The organism is Spirillospora sp. NPDC047279 (assembly GCF_040643285.1).
Lineage (GTDB): Bacteria > Actinomycetota > Actinomycetes > Streptosporangiales > Streptosporangiaceae > Spirillospora.
Genome location: NZ_JBEYUA010000012.1, coordinates 233,924 through 249,564, shown reverse-complemented (window position 1 = coordinate 249,564; position 15,641 = coordinate 233,924). Strand labels below are relative to the sequence as shown.

Below are 15,641 nucleotides of genomic sequence, written 5' to 3'. Positions count from 1 at the left end.
AACCCTCAGGTTCGCACCGCCTGCCGCACGGGCACCTCGGGGTCGGCGAGGGCCGCCGGGTCGACCGGGGTGCCCGCGGTGATCACCCGGCGGGACTGCACCAGGTCACGGGGCCTGTCGACGGTCAGGACCGCGTCCAGCCGGTCGCCGGTGAGCCAGCAGACGGCCCACTTGTCCCCCGCCGGATCGCCCCGGTGGATCATGCGTTCGGCGACCGGGTGATGCCCCGCGTACTGCACCATCTTCCCGAACTGCTCGGACCAGAAGTAAGGAACGGCGTCGTAGGTCTCCTGGCGCCCGAGCAGGGACGCGGCGGCCACCTCGGGGGCGTTGAGCGCGGTGTCCCAGTGCTCGACGAGCAGCCGGCGCCCGTACCGCTCCGACCACCAGGCCGCGCAGTCGCCCACCGCGACGATGCCGGGCCGGCCGGTGCGCAGCGAGGAGTCGGTGACGACGCCGCGCTCGATCTCCAGCCCGGAGCCCTCCAGCCAGCCGATCTCGGGCCGGACGCCGACGCCCACGACGATCTCGTCGGCCTCGAGGTGGTCGCCGCCGGCCAGGGCCAGGCGGCCGTGCTCGATCGCGGCGACCTTGACGCCGGTGCGGAGCTCGATGCCCGCCTCGGCGTACCAGCGCGCGGTCAGGGCGCCCACCTCGGGCCCGATCGCGTTGGCCAGCGGCGTGTCCGCGGCCTCCACCACCGTGACGGCGCAGCCCTTCTTGGCGGCGGTGGTGGCGACCTCGGCGCCGATCCAACCCGCGCCGACGATGACGACGCGGGCGCCCTCGGTCAGCCCCTCGCGCAGCCGCCGCGCGTCGTCGACGGTGCGCAGCACATGTTGCGGGCCGTCTCCCGGCAGCGTGACGGGCGTCGCGCCGGTGGCGATCACCAGCCCGTCGAACGGCAGGTCGCCGGCCGTGGTGGAGAGCGTCCCGCCGCCGCCGTCGGCCGGGCTCAGCCCGGTCGCGCGCTCGCCGAGCAGCAGCTCGCAGCGCAGCCCGTCCCAGTCGGCGTCGACCGTGGTGTCGTCGCTGTCGCCGGCGAGCACCGCCTTCGACAGCGGCGGCCGGTCGTACGGTCTGTGCCGTTCGGCCGAGACGAGCGTGAGCCCGCCCTCGTACCCCTTGCTCCGAAGTGCCTCGACGGACCGCACGCCCGCCAGCCCGCCGCCCACGACGATGACCCTGTCCATGAAGGTGAACCTTAGTCGGGCCGTCCGCGGCAGAACTAGACGGGTGTCCAGACATATGCGCACATTCAGACGGACGTAGGGTGGAGGTGCACGAACGCGGGAGTCCGGTGCGACCGGGCTGAGAGGGCCCCTGATCGGGGGGCCGACCGCCACGACCTGATCCGGATCATGCCGGCGAAGGGAGCCCGGATGGACATTGTGATCATTGGCGCCGGCGTCATCGGCCTGGCCACCGCCTGGCGGGCCGCCGCCCGCGGGGCCGCCGTCACGCTGGTCGATCCCGAGCCGGCGAGCGGCGCCTCGTCCGTCGCCGCCGGGATGCTGACCCCGGTGAGCGAGCTCACCTACGGCGAGGAGCCGCTGCTGCGCCTCGGCCTGGCGTCCCGCGAGCGCTACGGCGCGTTCATCGCCGAGCTCGAGGAGCTGACCGGCCACGACACCGGCTACCGCGGCGACGGCATCCTGGAGGTCGCGTTCGACTCCGACGACCTCGGCTATCTCGACGACCTGCGCCGCTTCCAGGAGTCGCTGGGCATCCGCGTGGAGGCGCTCACCGGCCGCGAGTGCCGCAAGGCCGAACCGATGCTGGCGCCGGGCGTGCGCGGCGGCCTGCTGGCCCCCGAGGACGGTTCCGTCGACCCGCGCAGGCTCGCCCCCGCCCTGCTCGCCGCGGCCGGGAGGCTGGGCGTACGGCTCGTCCGGCGCCGCGCGGCCGCCGTGATCGTCGAGAACGACGCGGCGGCGGGGGTGCGGCTGGACGACGGCTCGGAGATCCGGGCCGCGAAGGTGCTGCTGGCCGCCGGTCCGTGGTCGGGCGACGTCGAGGGGCTGCCGCCCGGCGTCGTGCCGCCCGTCCGGCCGGTGAAGGGCCAGGTCATCCGGCTCCGCACGCGCGTTCCGTTCCTCCGGCGGGCCACCCGCGGGCTGGTCAGGGGATCGTCGGTCTACCTCGTGCCGCGCGCGGACGGGGAGATCGTGATCGGCGCCACCCAGGAGGAGCTGGGGTTCGACACCCGCGTCACCGCCGGAGGCGTGTGGGAGCTGCTCCGCGACGCGCGCGAGCTGCTGCCCGGCGTCACCGAGCTGGAGTTCACCGAGGTCTCGGCGGGCCTGCGGCCGGGGTCGCCGGACAACGCGCCGGTGATGGGCCCGACCGCGCTGCCGGGGTTCTTCCTCGGCACCGGGCACTTCCGCAACGGGATCCTGCTCGCCCCGGTCAGCGCCGACGTGCTGACCGAGGTGCTGCTGGACGGCACCGTGCCCGAGGTCGGAAGGCCGTTCGCGCCCGGCCGGTTCGACGCCGCCGGGGCGAACGGGCCGAAGACGAGAGTGGGGGGAGCCTCGTGAGGGTGTTCGTCAACGGCGAGGAACGCGACCTGCCCGACGGCACGAGCGTCGCGGCGGTGGTCGCCACCGTCACCACGGCCGCGTCCGGCGTGGCGGCGGCGCTCAACGACGAGGTCGTCCGGCGGTCCGAGTGGGACGCGACGACGGTACGCGAGGCGGATCGGCTCGAGGTGCTGACCGCCGTGCAGGGAGGTTGACGTGGAAGGGCGAGACACCGGGCGGCTGGCCGTCGGGGGCCGCGAGTACGACTCGCGGCTGATCATGGGCACCGGCGGCGCGCCGAGCATGCACGTGCTGCGCGAGGCGCTCGTCGCGTCCGGCACGCGGCTGACGACGGTCGCGATGCGCCGGGTCGACCCGGCGGCGCGCGGGTCGGTGCTGGACGTGCTGCGCGAGTGCGGCATCGAGGTGCTGCCCAACACCGCCGGCTGCTTCACGGCGGGCGAGGCCGTGCTGACCGCCAAGCTGGCACGCGAGGCCCTGGAGACCGATCTGGTCAAGCTGGAGGTCATCGCCGACGAGCACACGCTGCTGCCGGACCCGATCGAGCTGGTCGACGCCGCCGAGCAGCTCGTCGACGACGGCTTCACCGTCATGGCCTACACCAACGACGACCCGGTGCTGGCCCGGCGGCTGGAGCAGCTCGGCTGCGCCGCGGTGATGCCCCTCGGCTCGCCGATCGGCTCGGGCCTGGGCATCCGCAACCCGCACAACATCGAGCTGATCGTCGAACGCGCGAACGTGCCGATCATCCTGGACGCGGGACTCGGCACGGCCAGCGACGCCGCGCTGGCGATGGAGCTCGGCTGCGACGCGGTGCTGCTCGCGACCGCCGTGACCCGGGCGCAGTCGCCCGCCCTGATGGCCGCCGCCATGCGGCACGCGGTCGAGGCGGGGCATCTGGCCCGGCAGGCGGGCCGCATCCCCAAGCGCCGCTACGCGCAGGCCTCGTCTCCGTTCGAGGGCATGAGCGGCTCATGATTAAGCCGTTCTAATGAGTGGCCTCTAGAAACAATCACTGGACCTCAACGGTCGCACGGGCCAAAACTGGGACCACCGACACCGCAACCAGCAGCGTTTATTCGGTGTTCCTCGAAACGTCCCCGGCCTAAGGTGCAGCGCATGGATCAAGCGAAGGCGGCCTCGTCCCGCCAGGAGAGGCTGGCCGTCCTCGCAGCGGCCGTCACGGTCGTGTTGTGGGCGTCGGCGTTCGTCGCCATCAGGAGCGCCGGCAAGGAGTACAGCCCCGGCGCCCTGGCGCTCGGCCGGCTGCTCGCCGGGTCGATCACGCTCGGGCTGATCTGCCTGGTCCGCCGCGAGGGCCTGCCGCCGCGCGCCGCCTGGCCCGGGATCCTGGCGTCCGGGCTGCTGTGGTTCGGCCTCTACATGGTCGTGCTCAACTGGGGCGAGCAGGAGGTGGACGCGGGCACCGCGGCCCTCCTGGTCAACGTCGGGCCCATCCTCATCGCGCTGCTGGGCGGCTGGCTGCTCAAGGAGGGCTTCCCGCCCCGGCTGATGGCCGGGATGGCCGTCTCGTTCGCCGGGGCCGCCGTCGTCGGCGTCTCGATGTCGGACGGCGGCCGCTCGTCGCTGCTCGGCGTCCTGCTGTGCCTGCTGGCCGCCGTCACCTACGCGGCGGGCGTGGTGAGCCAGAAGCCCGCGCTGCGCCACGGCTCCGCGCTCCAGGTCACCACCTGGGGTTGTGTCATCGGCACGGTCGCCTGCCTGCCGTTCGCGGGGCAGCTGGTCTCCGAGCTGCCGGACGCCTCACCCGGCGCCACCCTGAACGTGATCTACCTGGGCGTCTTCCCGACCGCGCTCGCCTTCACCACCTGGGCCTACGCGCTGGCGCGCACGTCCGCGGGCAAGATGGGCGCGACCACCTACGCCGCCCCCGCCCTGGTCGTGCTGATGTCGTGGCTGATCCTCGGCGAGGTGCCCGGCTGGCTGACCCTCGCGGGCGGCGTGCTCTGCCTCGCGGGCGTGGCCGTCTCCCGGGGCGGCCGCAAGCCCGTCGCCGCCCCCTCCCCCGTGATCGAGCCCGACGGGCCGGCGGACGGGCCCGAGCCCGCGCGGGGCGCCGCTCAGGGCTCGACGACGCGCGCCATGAAGTAGACGGCCCCGGTCACCGCGTGCCGGACGATGACCAGGAACGGCCGGTCGACCACGAACGGCACCGGATCGTCCTCGGGCACGAACGCGACCGCGCGCATGACCAGCGCGGTCGCCGCCGCCCCCTCGAAGCCCTCCTCGTCGACGTCGAGCACGGCCTTGTGGATCGCCTGGTCGATCCAGAGGCCGCCGTCGGCGGTGATGCCGGAGAAGTCGGCGTCCCGGCCGAACGCCGCCTCGACGCCCAAGGCCCGGAGGGCGCCGTTGAGGACGGCCTCCCCCTCGATCCTGAAGCGCGGCAGCGCCAGGTCGAGCTTGACGTGCGACGAGGCCGAGTAGAGCGCGCCGAGCACGTCCGCCGTCAGGCCCCGTTCGGCCTCGGCGAGATCGCCGTCGGGCAGCAGGACGTCGACGAGCACCTCGCTGCCGGTGCCCAGCGTCGCCAGCCGCCAGCCGTGGCCGGCCGCGTGCCCCATGCGCTCGGCCTGCCGCATCGTCGGGACCTGGCGCGTCCCCGACGGCGCGCGGAAGGCGGCCGGCGCGGTCGCGTTCCGGCCGAAGGGGCGCAGCCACGCCACCTTGAGGTAGATCGCGTTGACGATGACCGCCACCGTCTCGGCGGTGATCGAGCCGGCCGGGATCAGATCCTTGATCAGGCTCCTGGTGGTCTCCTCCACCTGGCGGTTGATCTCGCGCCGGGAGCCCTCGGGGTCACCGCCGAGGTCGGCGTCGTGCAGGGCGCCGCCCGGCCAGCCGAGCACGGCCTTCTGGAACTCGGCCCGGAAGCCGAGGCCGGACTGCGTCCACAGATCGTTGGCGACCGCGATCTCGGCGTGGTCCAGCCGCGCCGCGCGCGCCAACTCCCGGCCGAGATCTCCCAGGTCACCGCCGGGCGCGAGGGCCGCGGCCAGCTCCTCGTACGTCCGACCGCGCGCGCCCGCCGACGCCACGCCGAGCGCCGAGGCGACGGAGTAGGGCGACCAGACGAAGTTTCCCCCGCCCGGAAGCCCGCCGTGCAGCGAGAGCGCGAACTCGTGATGAGGGGAGCCCATGGAGCGACAGTACGGGATTCATGCTCATACTCCCGACTGATGAGACCACCATGAATTCACCTTTAAACTCGCTCTGATGGACGCGACGGTTGCTGATCCACTCGTCGGGCAGGTGCTCGACGGGCGCTACCGCATTGAGTCCCGAGTCGCCCGGGGAGGCATGGCCACGGTCTACGTGGCCCGCGACCTCAGGCTCGACCGGGTGATCGCACTCAAGGTGATGCACTCCCATCTGGCGGCCGACGACGACTTCGTCCGGCGCTTCATCGGGGAGGCCAAGGCCGCCGCGGCCCTCTCGCATCCCAACGTGGTCGCGGTCTACGACCAGCGGACCGACGGCGAGCACGTCTTCCTGGTGATGGAGTACGTCCCGGGGCGCACGCTGCGCGACCTGCTCAGCGAGCGGGGCCGGCTGGGCCCGCGCGCGGCACTGGAGATCATGCAGCCGGTGCTGGCCGCGCTGGGCGCCGCGCACCGCGGCGGGCTCGTGCACCGCGACGTCAAGCCCGAGAACGTGCTGATCACCGATGACGGCCAGGTCAAGGTGGCCGACTTCGGGCTGGCCCGGGCCGAGTCCGCGAGCAAGATGACCAAGACCGGGCTGATCATCGGCACGGTCGGCTACCTCGCGCCCGAGCAGGTGCTGTCGGGCAACGCCGACGTACGGTCGGACGTCTACGCCGCCGGCGTGCTGATGTTCGAGCTGATCACCGGCCGGCTGCCGCACGAGGGCGACTCCCCGCTCGCGGTGGCCTACAAGCACGTCAACGAGGTCGTCCCGGCGCCGTCCACGCTGGTGCCCGGCCTGACGCCGGAGATCGACCTGCTGGTCACCCGCGCCACCTCGCACGACCCGGCGCGCCGCCCGCAGGACGCCAACCAGTACCTGGCCGCCGCCGCGGAGGTCTACGGCGGGCTGCCGCGCGACTTCGACCAGCGCGTCGAGGCCGCCTCCCGCAACCACACGGCCGTGTTCGAGGCGGGCCCGATGGCGCCGCCCGCCGACGGGCGCACGTCCGTGTTCGGCGCGGGCCCGACCGAGCCGCCCGGCTACGCGCAGGCCCCCTACGACTACCCCCCGCAGACCCGCACCGACCGCGCGATCGGCGCGCTCACCGGCAAGTACGTGCTCATCGCGATCGGCGCGGTGGCGGCGGTGATCCTCGGCTGGGCGGTCTGGTACCAGGTGTCCGGCCAGTACGACCACGTCCCCGACAAGATCATCGGGATGGACCTCGCGTCCGCCCGGCAGCAACTCCAGGACGACGGCCTCCAGGTGAGGGTCGCCGGCGCGGTCTACTCCGACCGGGTCAGGAAGGGCCAGGTCGCCAAGTCCGTGCCCGGTCCGGGCGCGCGCCTCACCAGCGGCTCGGTCGTGACGCTGACGCCGTCCAAGGGCCGGACGCCCCGCGAGGTGCCGGACGTGGAGGGCAAGTCCCTCGACGAGGCCCGGCAGACCCTCCAGGGCAGGGGCTTCACCCCCGGCGACGTCCAGAAGCAGTCGAGCACCAGCGTCCCCAAGGACAAGGTCGTCCGCACCGACCCGCAGGGCGGCGAACGCCAGTCGCCGGACGAGCCCGTCAACATCGTGGTCAGCACCGGGATGTCGATGCCCGATCTCGTCGGCCGCAACGGCGAGGAGGCCGAGAACACCCTCCGGTCGATGGGCCTCGAGGTCACCGTCGAGAAGCAGAAGGACGAGAACAAGCCGCCAGGCTCCGTCCTCAGCCAGAACCCCCAGGGCGGCACCGGCGTCTCCAGGAACGACCCCGTCACCATCGTCGTCAACGAGAAGGACTGCCTCTTCGGCAACTTCTTCTGCGACGACGAGGGCGGCGGCGACGGCGAGCGCATCCCGGTGCCCAACGTGACCGGCCAGAACGTCAACGACGCACGGCGCGCCCTGGAGAACTCCGGCTTCCGGGTCAAGGTGATCGGCGTCGGCGGCAACAAGGTGCACTTCCAGAATCCCAGCAGCGGCGACGCCCCGCGCGACTCGGAGATCACCCTCGTCCGGGGACCCTGACCAGGCCCGGTGCGCGGCTAGGGTTGAACGTCTATGACCTCTCCTGAGAGCCCCGTCGGGGGCCATGTTCCGGTGGCCGGAGGGCTGGCCACCGGCGGCCTGAAGTACGCCGCCGAGATCGGCGCCGAGACCGTCCAGGTGTTCGTGTCCAACCCGCGCGGGTGGGCGCAGGCGGCGGGCAGGGCCGCCGAGGACGAGAAGATGCGCGAGGCCGGCCTGCCGGTCTTCGTGCACGCGCCCTACCTGGTCAACTTCGGCTCCCCCGGCGCCGAGACGCTGGACAAGTCGGTGTCCTCGGTCCGGCACGCCCTCCGCCGTGGCCACGAGATCGGCGCGCGCGGCGTCGTCGTGCACACCGGATCGGCGGTCAGCCAGCCGTTCGACGACGCGATGCGGCAGGTGCGCGAGCACGTGCTCCCGCTGCTCGAGGAGTTGCCCGACGACGCGCCGGACCTGCTGCTGGAGCCGATGGCCGGGCAGGGCGCGATGCTCTGCGCCACCGTCGACCAGCTCGGGCCGTTCTTCGAACGGCTGGAGTCCCACCCCAAGCTCGGGGTCTGCCTCGACACCTGCCACGCCTTCGCCGCCGGGCACGACCTGGCCGCGCCGGAGGGCGTCAGGAAGACCATCGACCTGCTCGTCCAGACGGTCGGCTCGGGCCGTCTCAGGCTCGTCCACGCCAACGACTCCAAGGACGCGTGCGGGTCGTTCAAGGACCGGCACGAGAACATCGGCGCCGGCCTGATCGGCGAGCGCCCGTTCGCCGAGCTCTTCCGCCACCCGGAGGTCGCGGGGGTGCCGTTCATCATCGAGACCTCCGGCCGCAGCGCCGAGCCGCACGGCAACGACATCGCCACCCTGAAGCGCCTGCGCGACGAGGGCTGAGGGCGGCCCGGACGCTGGACCGTTCCCGCTCCGGACGCCCGACCGTTCGTCGCCCGGGATCGACCGCTCGTCGTACGGCTACGCTACGTATAACGCTGACTACACACCGTTTATCGAGGGTGGGGTTTCATCGCTCCCGATCGGTATCAAGACACCTCTAGTGTTCCTACTACCGCTTCGGGGGAGCGGGCGGGAAAGCCGCCGGGAGGCGCCGGACCTGCGAAGACCCCGACCTGAACGACACTGGAGATCCGGTGGGCGCCAGTCGTGCACCGGATCAAGAGCCGTCGGATCCCGTACCGGGGGGGTGGGATCCGATGGCGGTCGGCTCGGGCGCTACTGAACAGTCGGGGGGTTGTTCAGTAGCGCCCGAGTCTTTTTTCCGTCACCGGATGAGCCAGTGGATGAGCCAGTGGATGAGCCGGCGGGTGCGTCAGCGGGTGATGATCTCCTCGGGCAGGTGCAGGCGGGCCATGGCCCGGTCGGCCCGCCGCGGGATCCGGCGGGACGTGAGCAGCGACACCCCCACCATCACCGCGACGGTGACCGGGACGAGGACGATCGCGGGACGGGCCAGGACGACCTCCGCCCAGCCGGGCCACGGGCCGCCGAAGATGGAGACGACCCCGGCGGTCACCGCGAGCCCTCCCCCGACGACCAGGCCGGTGCCCGCACCGGCGGCGGTGAGGCGGCGCCACCAGATGCCGAGGACCAGCAGCGGGCACAGCGAGCACGCGGAGACCGTGAGCGCCAGCGTGACCAGGCCCGCCGCGCCCAGGGGCCCGACCCGGGAGACGAGCAGGAGCGGCACCGCCAGCGCGACCAGGGCGCCGAGCCGGAACGCCCGGACGCCGCCGAGCCGGAAGCCCTGCGAGATCGTGCCGCCGATGGCCACCACGATCCCGCAGGAGGTGGAGATGAACGCGGCGAACGCGCCCGCGGCGACGAGCCCGGTGAGGAGGGCCCCGACGGCGCCCGGCGCGAGGCGCTGCGGAAGCATCAGGATCGTGGCGTCGGTGTCGCCCGTCATGAGGAGCTCCGGCGTGTAGAGGCGCCCCAGCGCCCCGTACAGGGCCGGGAACACGTAGAAGAGCGACAGGAGCACCGGGACCATCGCGGCGGTGCGGCGGGCCGCGCGCCCGCACCGGTCGGTGTAGAAGCGCATGAGGATGTGCGGCAGTCCCATCGTGCCCAGCAGGACGCCCAGCAGGGCCGAGTAGGTGGCGAACAGCGGGTGTTGCTGGTCGCGGCCGAAGGGCACGGCCCAGGTGTCACCGGACTGCACGGGCAGGCGTTCGGCGTGCGGGACGGGCGCGCCCGCCGGGAAGACCAGGACGGTCCTGTCCCCCACGACGTGCCGCCCGGGGGCGAGGGAGACCACCGCGCTCTCGTGCCAGGTGCCGTCCAGCGTCCCGCGGACGCCGACGGGCGTGACGCCGGTGACGTTGACCGCCACCCCGGTCTGCACCCGCACGGTCGTGGTGCGCTCGAACGAGGGGAGCCGCGGCCCGGTCGGGTCGTCGGCGCCGTCCAGGTGCCACAACGACAGCAGCGCGACGGCGGGCACGGCGATCGCGACCAGCTTGACCCAGTACTGCACGCCCTGGACGACGGTGATGCTGCGCATGCCGCCGGCCAGGACGATGGCCAGCACGGCCGCGACCACGACGGCCCAGCCGGCCCACACCGGCGCGCCGGTCAGCACGCGCAGCGTGACGCCCGCCCCCTGGAACTGCGGGAGCAGGTAGAACCAGCCGATGAAGCACACGCAGGCGCTGACGATCCGCCGCACCGCGCGCGACCCGAGCCGCCACTCGGCGAAGTCGGAGATCGTGTACGCGCCGGACCGCCGCAGCGGCGCGGTCACGAACGCCAGCAGCAGGACGTATCCGGCGGCGGCGCCGATCGGCAGCCACAACATGTCGGCGCCGTAGGCCAGCACGAGCCCGGCGGTGCCGAGGAACGCCGCCGCCGAGATGTACTCGCTGCTGATCGCCGACGCGTTCCACGCCGGGCTGACGCCGCGCGAGGCGACGAGGAAGTCGGAGGTGGTGGCGGTGCGGCGGCGCCGGTACGAGCCGAGCACCGCCACCATGCCGAGCACCGCGACCAGGGCGGTCAGCGCGGCCGCCACGGCCATCACGATCACGAACGGTCCACCAGGCCGACGAACTCGCGTTCGGTGCGTTCGGCCTGCCGCAGGTGCCGGGCGGCGGCGGCGATCCAGATCGGGTGGACGCAGAGCGCCAGGCCCAGCCACGACACGGGGACGCCGTGCAGGCGCGACCGGGCGAGGACGGGAAGGGCCAGGAGCAGCAGCGGCAGCCCGATGACCACGAACGCCACGATCGCCAGCGTGGCGAGCGCGGTGCGCAGCTGGGCGCGGATCAGGGCGCGCACGTAGACGGCCCCGAGTTCGGTCTGCTCGTCGAGGTCGTGCGCGAGGCTCCAGCGGCCGCCGCCGTCCGCGCGGGCCCGGTGCGTGCGCGGGCTCGACACCGCGACCCTGCGCTGGTCGGTCATCCCCGCCCCGCCCCCGCGGGCCGGTCGTCCCCGCCGCGCCGCTGCCGGTCAGTCATCCTCGTCCCGCCCCTGCTGGTCGATCTCGGTGTGGCGGAACCGGCGGACGAGCAGGTCGCGCACCTCCCGGGTGTGCCGGCGGCTCACCGGGAGCAGCTCCGCGCCGACCTGGACGGCCGCCCGGCCGCCGTCGAAGCGCAGCTCGCTGATGTGCGCGGAGGCCACGAGGGTGCTGCGGTGGATGCGGATGAACCCGGCCGCCTCCCACCGCCGGGCCAGCGCGGCCAGCGGCATGCGGACGAGGTAGCTGCCGTCGTCGGTGTGGAGCCGGACGTAGTCGCCCTGGGCCTCGACGTAGGTCACCGCGCGGCGGGAGACCAGGCGGGTGCGGCCGGCCAGCTCGACCGGGACCATCTCGTCGGGGGCGGGCTGCTCGGACGCGTCGTCGTCGCCCCGGGACGGCCGGCGCACCGCCTCGTCCACCCTGCGCACCGCCTCGGCGAGCCGCTCGGGCCGCACCGGCTTGAGCAGGTAGTCGAGCGCGCCGAGCTCGTAGGCGGCGACGGCGCAGTCGTCGTGCGCGGTCACGAACACCACCTCGGGCGGCTCGGCGAACCCGGTGAGCAGCCGGGTGAAGTCCAGGCCGTCGAGGCCGGGCATGCGGATGTCGAGGAAGACCGCGTCGAGGCGCTCGCCCGCGACGAGCATCCGGCTGAGGTCGCGCAGTGCCGCCGCGGCGTCACCGGCGCCGCTGACCTGCTCGATCCGCGGATCCTCGCGCAGCAGGTAGACCAGCTCTTCCAGTGCGGGGACCTCGTCGTCGACGGCCAGGACGCGCAGCATAACGACGACCTTGCCGTGATTACTCACCGTCCGCAATCGGTTTCGCCATGTGAGGAGAATGTCGCGCCCGGAATCCGGCCGGCGCCCGCCCCGAGGTCAGTCCGGGAACACCCCGGGCCGGTACTTGGGCACGCGCAGGTTGACCTTGGTGCCGGCGCCGAGTGCGGTCTCCACGGTCAGCCCGTACTCGTCGCCGTAGACCTGCCGCATCCGCTCGTCCACGTTCGCCAGGCCGATGCCCGCGCCGGCCCCGCTGCGCCGTTCCCGCCCGGCCGGGCCGGCGCCCGCGGAGAGGATGCCGCGCAGCCGCTCGGGGTCCATGCCGACGCCGTCGTCCTCGACGCTGATGGCCGCCTCGGCGCCCGCGTCGCGCGCCACGATCCGGATGTGGAACGACTCGCGGCTGCCCTCCATCCCGTGCCTGATGGAGTTCTCGACCAGCGGCTGGAGCGACAGGAACGGCACCGCCACCGGCAGCACCTCGGGCGCGACCTCCACGCTGAAATGCAGCCGGTCGCCGAACCTGGCGCGTTCGAGGAGCAGGTAGCGGTCGATCGACCGGAGCTCGTCGGCGAGCGTGGTGAAGTCGCGCGGGTTGCGGAACGAGTAGCGGGCGAAGTCGGCGAAGTCGAGCAGCAGCTCGCGGGCGCGCTCGGGGTCGGTCCGCACGAACGAGGCGATCGTGGTCAGCGAGTTGTAGACGAAGTGCGGCGAGATCTGCGCGCGCAGCGCCCGCATCTCCGCCTCGGCGAGCCGGGCCCGCGAGGAGTCGAGCTCGGCCAGCTCGAGCTGGCTGGAGATCCATCGCGCCACCTCGCCCACCGCGCGGACGCGGGCGGCCGACGCGCCGGGCCCGTACGCGGCGAGGGCCCCCTCGACCCGGCCCTCGACCGACAGCGGAGCGATCATGGCCACCCGGATCCGGCACAGCGGGTCGTCGCAGCCGTTCAGCTCCGGGGCCACCACCCGCGGGCGCCCGGAGGCCAGCACCGGCTGGGCGTGCAGCACGGCCTTGCCGGAGTGCGCGGAGCCGCACGGGCCGTCCCAGACGAGCAGGCGCCCGGCCTCGGCCTCCGGCTCACCGCGCGCGCGACCGCCGCCGTCGTCGCCGTTGTCGGGGTCGGCCTCGTCGTCGGCGGGCCGCACCGCGACCAGCGCGACCGCCTCGGCGCCCAGCAGCACCCGCAGATGCCGCGCCGCCTTGCGGGCCGACTCGCGGGTCAGCCCGGCGCGCAGCGACGGCGACGCCTTGGAGATGGTGTGCAGGGTCGCGAACGTCGCCTCGTCGGCGAGCGTCCCGAAACCGCGGCGGCGCGCGCGCACCCAGCGGCGCAGGCTGCTCGCGGCGAGCGCGGACCCGGTGATGGCGCCACAGGCCACCACGTCCAGTACGGATGGTACGACCACGACGACTTACGGTAACGCCCCCGGCGTCACAGCGGTGGGGATTCGCCTGCGTCCTCCTGATAGGAGTAGCGCTGCTCGCTCCAGGGGTCGGCCACGTTGTGGTAGCCGCGCTCCTCCCAGAACCCGCGCCTGTCCTTGACCAGGTACTCGACGCCGCGCACCCACTTCACGCTCTTCCACGCGTACAGGTGCGGCACCACGATCCGGATCGGGAAGCCGTGGTCGGGGCTGAGCCGCTCGCCGTTGCGGTGGGTCGCGAACAGCGTGCCCTCGGCCAGGAAGTCGCTCATCCGGATGTTGGCGCTGTAGCCGTACTCGGCCCACACCATGACGTGCGTGACGTCGGGGGCGGGCGGGGCCGCCTCCACGATGGCCGAGCCGGAGATCCCCTCCCACTCGTTGTCGGGGATCGTGAACTTGGTGACGCAGTGGAAGTCGGCGACGGTGGTGATCCGGGGCAGCGCGTCGAACTCGTCCCACGTCCAGCGGTGCTGTTCGCCGGACTCGGTCGCGCCGAAGACCCGGAAGTCCCAGGTTTTGGGACGGAACTTGGGCACCGGGCCGTAGTGCAGGACTGGCCAGCCGCGGGGGATGTACTGCCCGGGCGGCAGTTGCTTTTCGGGTGGCGACATGACGCGGGCCATACTGCCATCCGGGGTGAGCTGAGCCATATTCGGCCCCTCCCCGGCCGGTGCGCGTGGCCCATGGGCTACGCTGTGTGCCATGCGCAGCGTGATCTATTTCTTTTGGTACGACCAGCCCGGGCGGCTGGTCTGCCAGTCGCTGCGCTGACAGACCTCGAAACGACAAGCCCCGGGCCTTGATGGTCCGGGGCTTTCGTCGTCTCAGGGGCGGTGCAGGCGCGCGGGGTCCACCCCCGCCGGGATGAGGAGAGGCAGTACACCATGGTCGTCGTCATGGCCCCGGAGGCCAGCGAAGCGGATATCAGAGCCGTCGTCTCACTGGTCGAGACGGCGGGCGGCGACGCCTTCGTCAGCCGCGGTGTGGAACGCACCATCGTCGGGCTGGTGGGCGACGTCCAGCAGTTCGGCTCGCTCAACCTGCGCGGCATGCGCGGGGTCACCGACGTGGTCCGGATCTCCGTGCCGTACAAGCTCGTCAGCCGGGAGAACCACGGCGAGCGTTCGGTCGTCCGGGTCGGCGGCGTGCCGATCGGTCCCGGCACCATGACGCTCATCGCCGGCCCGTGCGCGGTCGAAACCCCCGAGCAGACCCTGGGCGCCGCCCAGATGGCCCAGGCGGCGGGCGCGACCCTGCTGCGCGGCGGCGCGTTCAAGCCGCGCACGTCGCCGTACGCCTTCCAGGGCCTGGGCGAGGCCGGGCTGCGGATCCTCGCCGACGTCCGGGAGGAGACCGGCATGCCGGTCGTCACCGAGGTCGTGGACGCGCAGGACGTCGAGCTCGTCGCCTCGTACGCCGACATGCTCCAGATCGGCACCCGCAACGCGCAGAACTTCGCGCTCCTCCAGGCCGCCGGCGAGTCCGGCAAGCCGGTGATGCTCAAGCGCGGCATGAGCGGCACCGTCGAGGAGTGGCTGATGGCCGCCGAGTACGTCGCGCAGCGCGGCAACCTCGACATCGTGCTGTGCGAGCGCGGCATCCGCACGTTCGAGAAGGCCACCCGCAACACCCTGGACATCTCCGCGGTCCCGGTCGCCCAGCGCCTCTCCCACCTGCCGGTGATCGTGGACCCGTCGCACTCGGGCGGCAGCCGCGACCTCGTCCTGCCGCTCACCCGGGCCGCCATCGCGGTCGGCGCGGACGGCGTGATCATCGACGTGCACCCGCACCCGGAGACCGCCCTCTGCGACGGCCCGCAGGCGCTCGTGGACGGCGACCTGCGCGAGCTGGCCAAGGTGGTGCGCGACATGCCGCCGCTGGTCGGCCGCAACCTCACCGGGACCCCTGACGAGGTCCCCGCCTGACGAGGTCCCGCCTGAAAGGCGCCTCTTCCTCACCGCCGTGAATCCCTCGCCGCCGTGGTCATGCAGCCGGAGACCCCGCAAGCATGATCACGGCGGATGGTAGGGTCGGCCCATGGCGTACTGGACCCCCAACTGCGGCCCGCCGGTCTCCTGACCCGGGGCGTCAGCGGCTTCACACCCTTCTGACCATCTCGACCGGCGCTGACGACGCGCGCCCGGTCCCGCTGGTCCGCGCCCCGGATTCGAGCCTTCCTTCCGGTTTCGAGTTCAGGAGCACCTTCGTGTCCGTACGCACTCTTTCTCGGCGCGC

14 protein-coding genes and 1 riboswitch are annotated in these 15,641 nt (G+C 73.1%); of the genes, 7 read left to right on the top strand and 7 right to left on the bottom strand.

Annotated features, from left to right (window positions below):
- Positions 1–5: 5 nt before the first annotated feature.
- Positions 6–1,193, bottom strand: coding sequence for an FAD-dependent oxidoreductase (locus ABZ810_RS29715; protein WP_358408958.1), 1,188 nt, complete (start codon positions 1,191–1,193; stop codon positions 6–8).
- Positions 1,194–1,279: 86 nt separating this feature from the next.
- Positions 1,280–1,393: riboswitch (TPP riboswitch) on the top strand.
- On the opposite strand from ABZ810_RS29715, the gene thiO reads away from it, so the two are divergent.
- From thiO to ABZ810_RS29695, 4 genes are all read left to right on the top strand, one after another.
- A complete protein-coding gene (thiO, locus tag ABZ810_RS29710) occupies positions 1,383–2,540 on the top strand; it encodes a glycine oxidase ThiO (RefSeq protein ID WP_358408957.1) in 1,158 nt (385 codons plus the stop codon). (Overlaps the previous riboswitch by 11 nt.)
- Entirely contained in the window at positions 2,537–2,737 is a 201-nt protein-coding gene (thiS, locus tag ABZ810_RS29705; protein WP_358408956.1) for a sulfur carrier protein ThiS, read from the top strand. Before thiO ends, thiS begins: the two co-directional genes overlap by 4 nt.
- A gap of 1 nt (position 2,738) precedes the next feature.
- Positions 2,739–3,521 carry a thiazole synthase gene (locus ABZ810_RS29700; RefSeq protein ID WP_358408954.1) on the top strand — a complete coding sequence of 261 codons (783 nt, stop codon included), beginning with the start codon at positions 2,739–2,741 and terminating at the stop codon, positions 3,519–3,521.
- 141 nt (positions 3,522–3,662) lie between these two features.
- Positions 3,663–4,655, top strand: coding sequence for a DMT family transporter (locus tag ABZ810_RS29695; RefSeq protein WP_358408953.1), 993 nt, complete (start codon positions 3,663–3,665; stop codon positions 4,653–4,655).
- Here ABZ810_RS29695 and ABZ810_RS29690 read toward each other — a convergent pair.
- The gene (locus ABZ810_RS29690; RefSeq protein ID WP_358408951.1) at positions 4,625–5,704 is read right to left on the bottom strand and encodes a serpin family protein; all 1,080 of its coding nucleotides are present in this window, start codon (positions 5,702–5,704) and stop codon (positions 4,625–4,627) included. The genes ABZ810_RS29695 and ABZ810_RS29690 overlap by 31 nt on opposite strands.
- A 76-nt stretch (positions 5,705–5,780) precedes the next feature.
- Between ABZ810_RS29690 and pknB the strand changes: the two genes are divergently transcribed.
- On the top strand, positions 5,781–7,730 hold the full coding sequence (gene pknB / locus ABZ810_RS29685; RefSeq protein ID WP_358408950.1) for a Stk1 family PASTA domain-containing Ser/Thr kinase: 1,950 nt from the start codon (positions 5,781–5,783) through the stop codon (positions 7,728–7,730).
- A 33-nt stretch (positions 7,731–7,763) separates the two neighbouring features.
- On the top strand, positions 7,764–8,615 hold the full coding sequence (locus ABZ810_RS29680; protein WP_358408948.1) for a deoxyribonuclease IV: 852 nt from the start codon (positions 7,764–7,766) through the stop codon (positions 8,613–8,615).
- A 433-nt stretch (positions 8,616–9,048) separates the two neighbouring features.
- On the opposite strand, the gene ABZ810_RS29675 is transcribed toward ABZ810_RS29680, so the two are convergent.
- From ABZ810_RS29675 to ABZ810_RS29655, 5 genes are all read right to left on the bottom strand, one after another.
- On the bottom strand, positions 9,049–10,755 hold the full coding sequence (locus ABZ810_RS29675; protein WP_358409092.1) for a cation acetate symporter: 1,707 nt from the start codon (positions 10,753–10,755) through the stop codon (positions 9,049–9,051).
- Positions 10,756–10,760: 5 nt separating this feature from the next.
- Positions 10,761–11,138 (bottom strand): hypothetical protein, encoded by a 378-nt coding sequence (locus ABZ810_RS29670; protein ID WP_358408946.1) that lies wholly within the window; start codon positions 11,136–11,138, stop codon positions 10,761–10,763.
- Positions 11,139–11,186: 48 nt separating this feature from the next.
- Positions 11,187–11,978 carry a LytTR family DNA-binding domain-containing protein gene (locus ABZ810_RS29665; RefSeq protein WP_358408945.1) on the bottom strand — a complete coding sequence of 264 codons (792 nt, stop codon included), beginning with the start codon at positions 11,976–11,978 and terminating at the stop codon, positions 11,187–11,189.
- A gap of 96 nt (positions 11,979–12,074) precedes the next feature.
- Entirely contained in the window at positions 12,075–13,385 is a 1,311-nt protein-coding gene (locus ABZ810_RS29660; RefSeq protein ID WP_358408944.1) for a histidine kinase, read from the bottom strand.
- A gap of 26 nt (positions 13,386–13,411) precedes the next feature.
- The gene (locus ABZ810_RS29655) at positions 13,412–14,017 is read right to left on the bottom strand and encodes a sulfite oxidase-like oxidoreductase (protein WP_358408943.1); all 606 of its coding nucleotides are present in this window, start codon (positions 14,015–14,017) and stop codon (positions 13,412–13,414) included.
- A gap of 273 nt (positions 14,018–14,290) precedes the next feature.
- Between ABZ810_RS29655 and aroF the strand changes: the two genes are divergently transcribed.
- Positions 14,291–15,331 carry a 3-deoxy-7-phosphoheptulonate synthase gene (gene aroF / locus ABZ810_RS29650; protein ID WP_358408942.1) on the top strand — a complete coding sequence of 347 codons (1,041 nt, stop codon included), beginning with the start codon at positions 14,291–14,293 and terminating at the stop codon, positions 15,329–15,331.
- Positions 15,332–15,641: the final 310 nt, after the last annotated feature.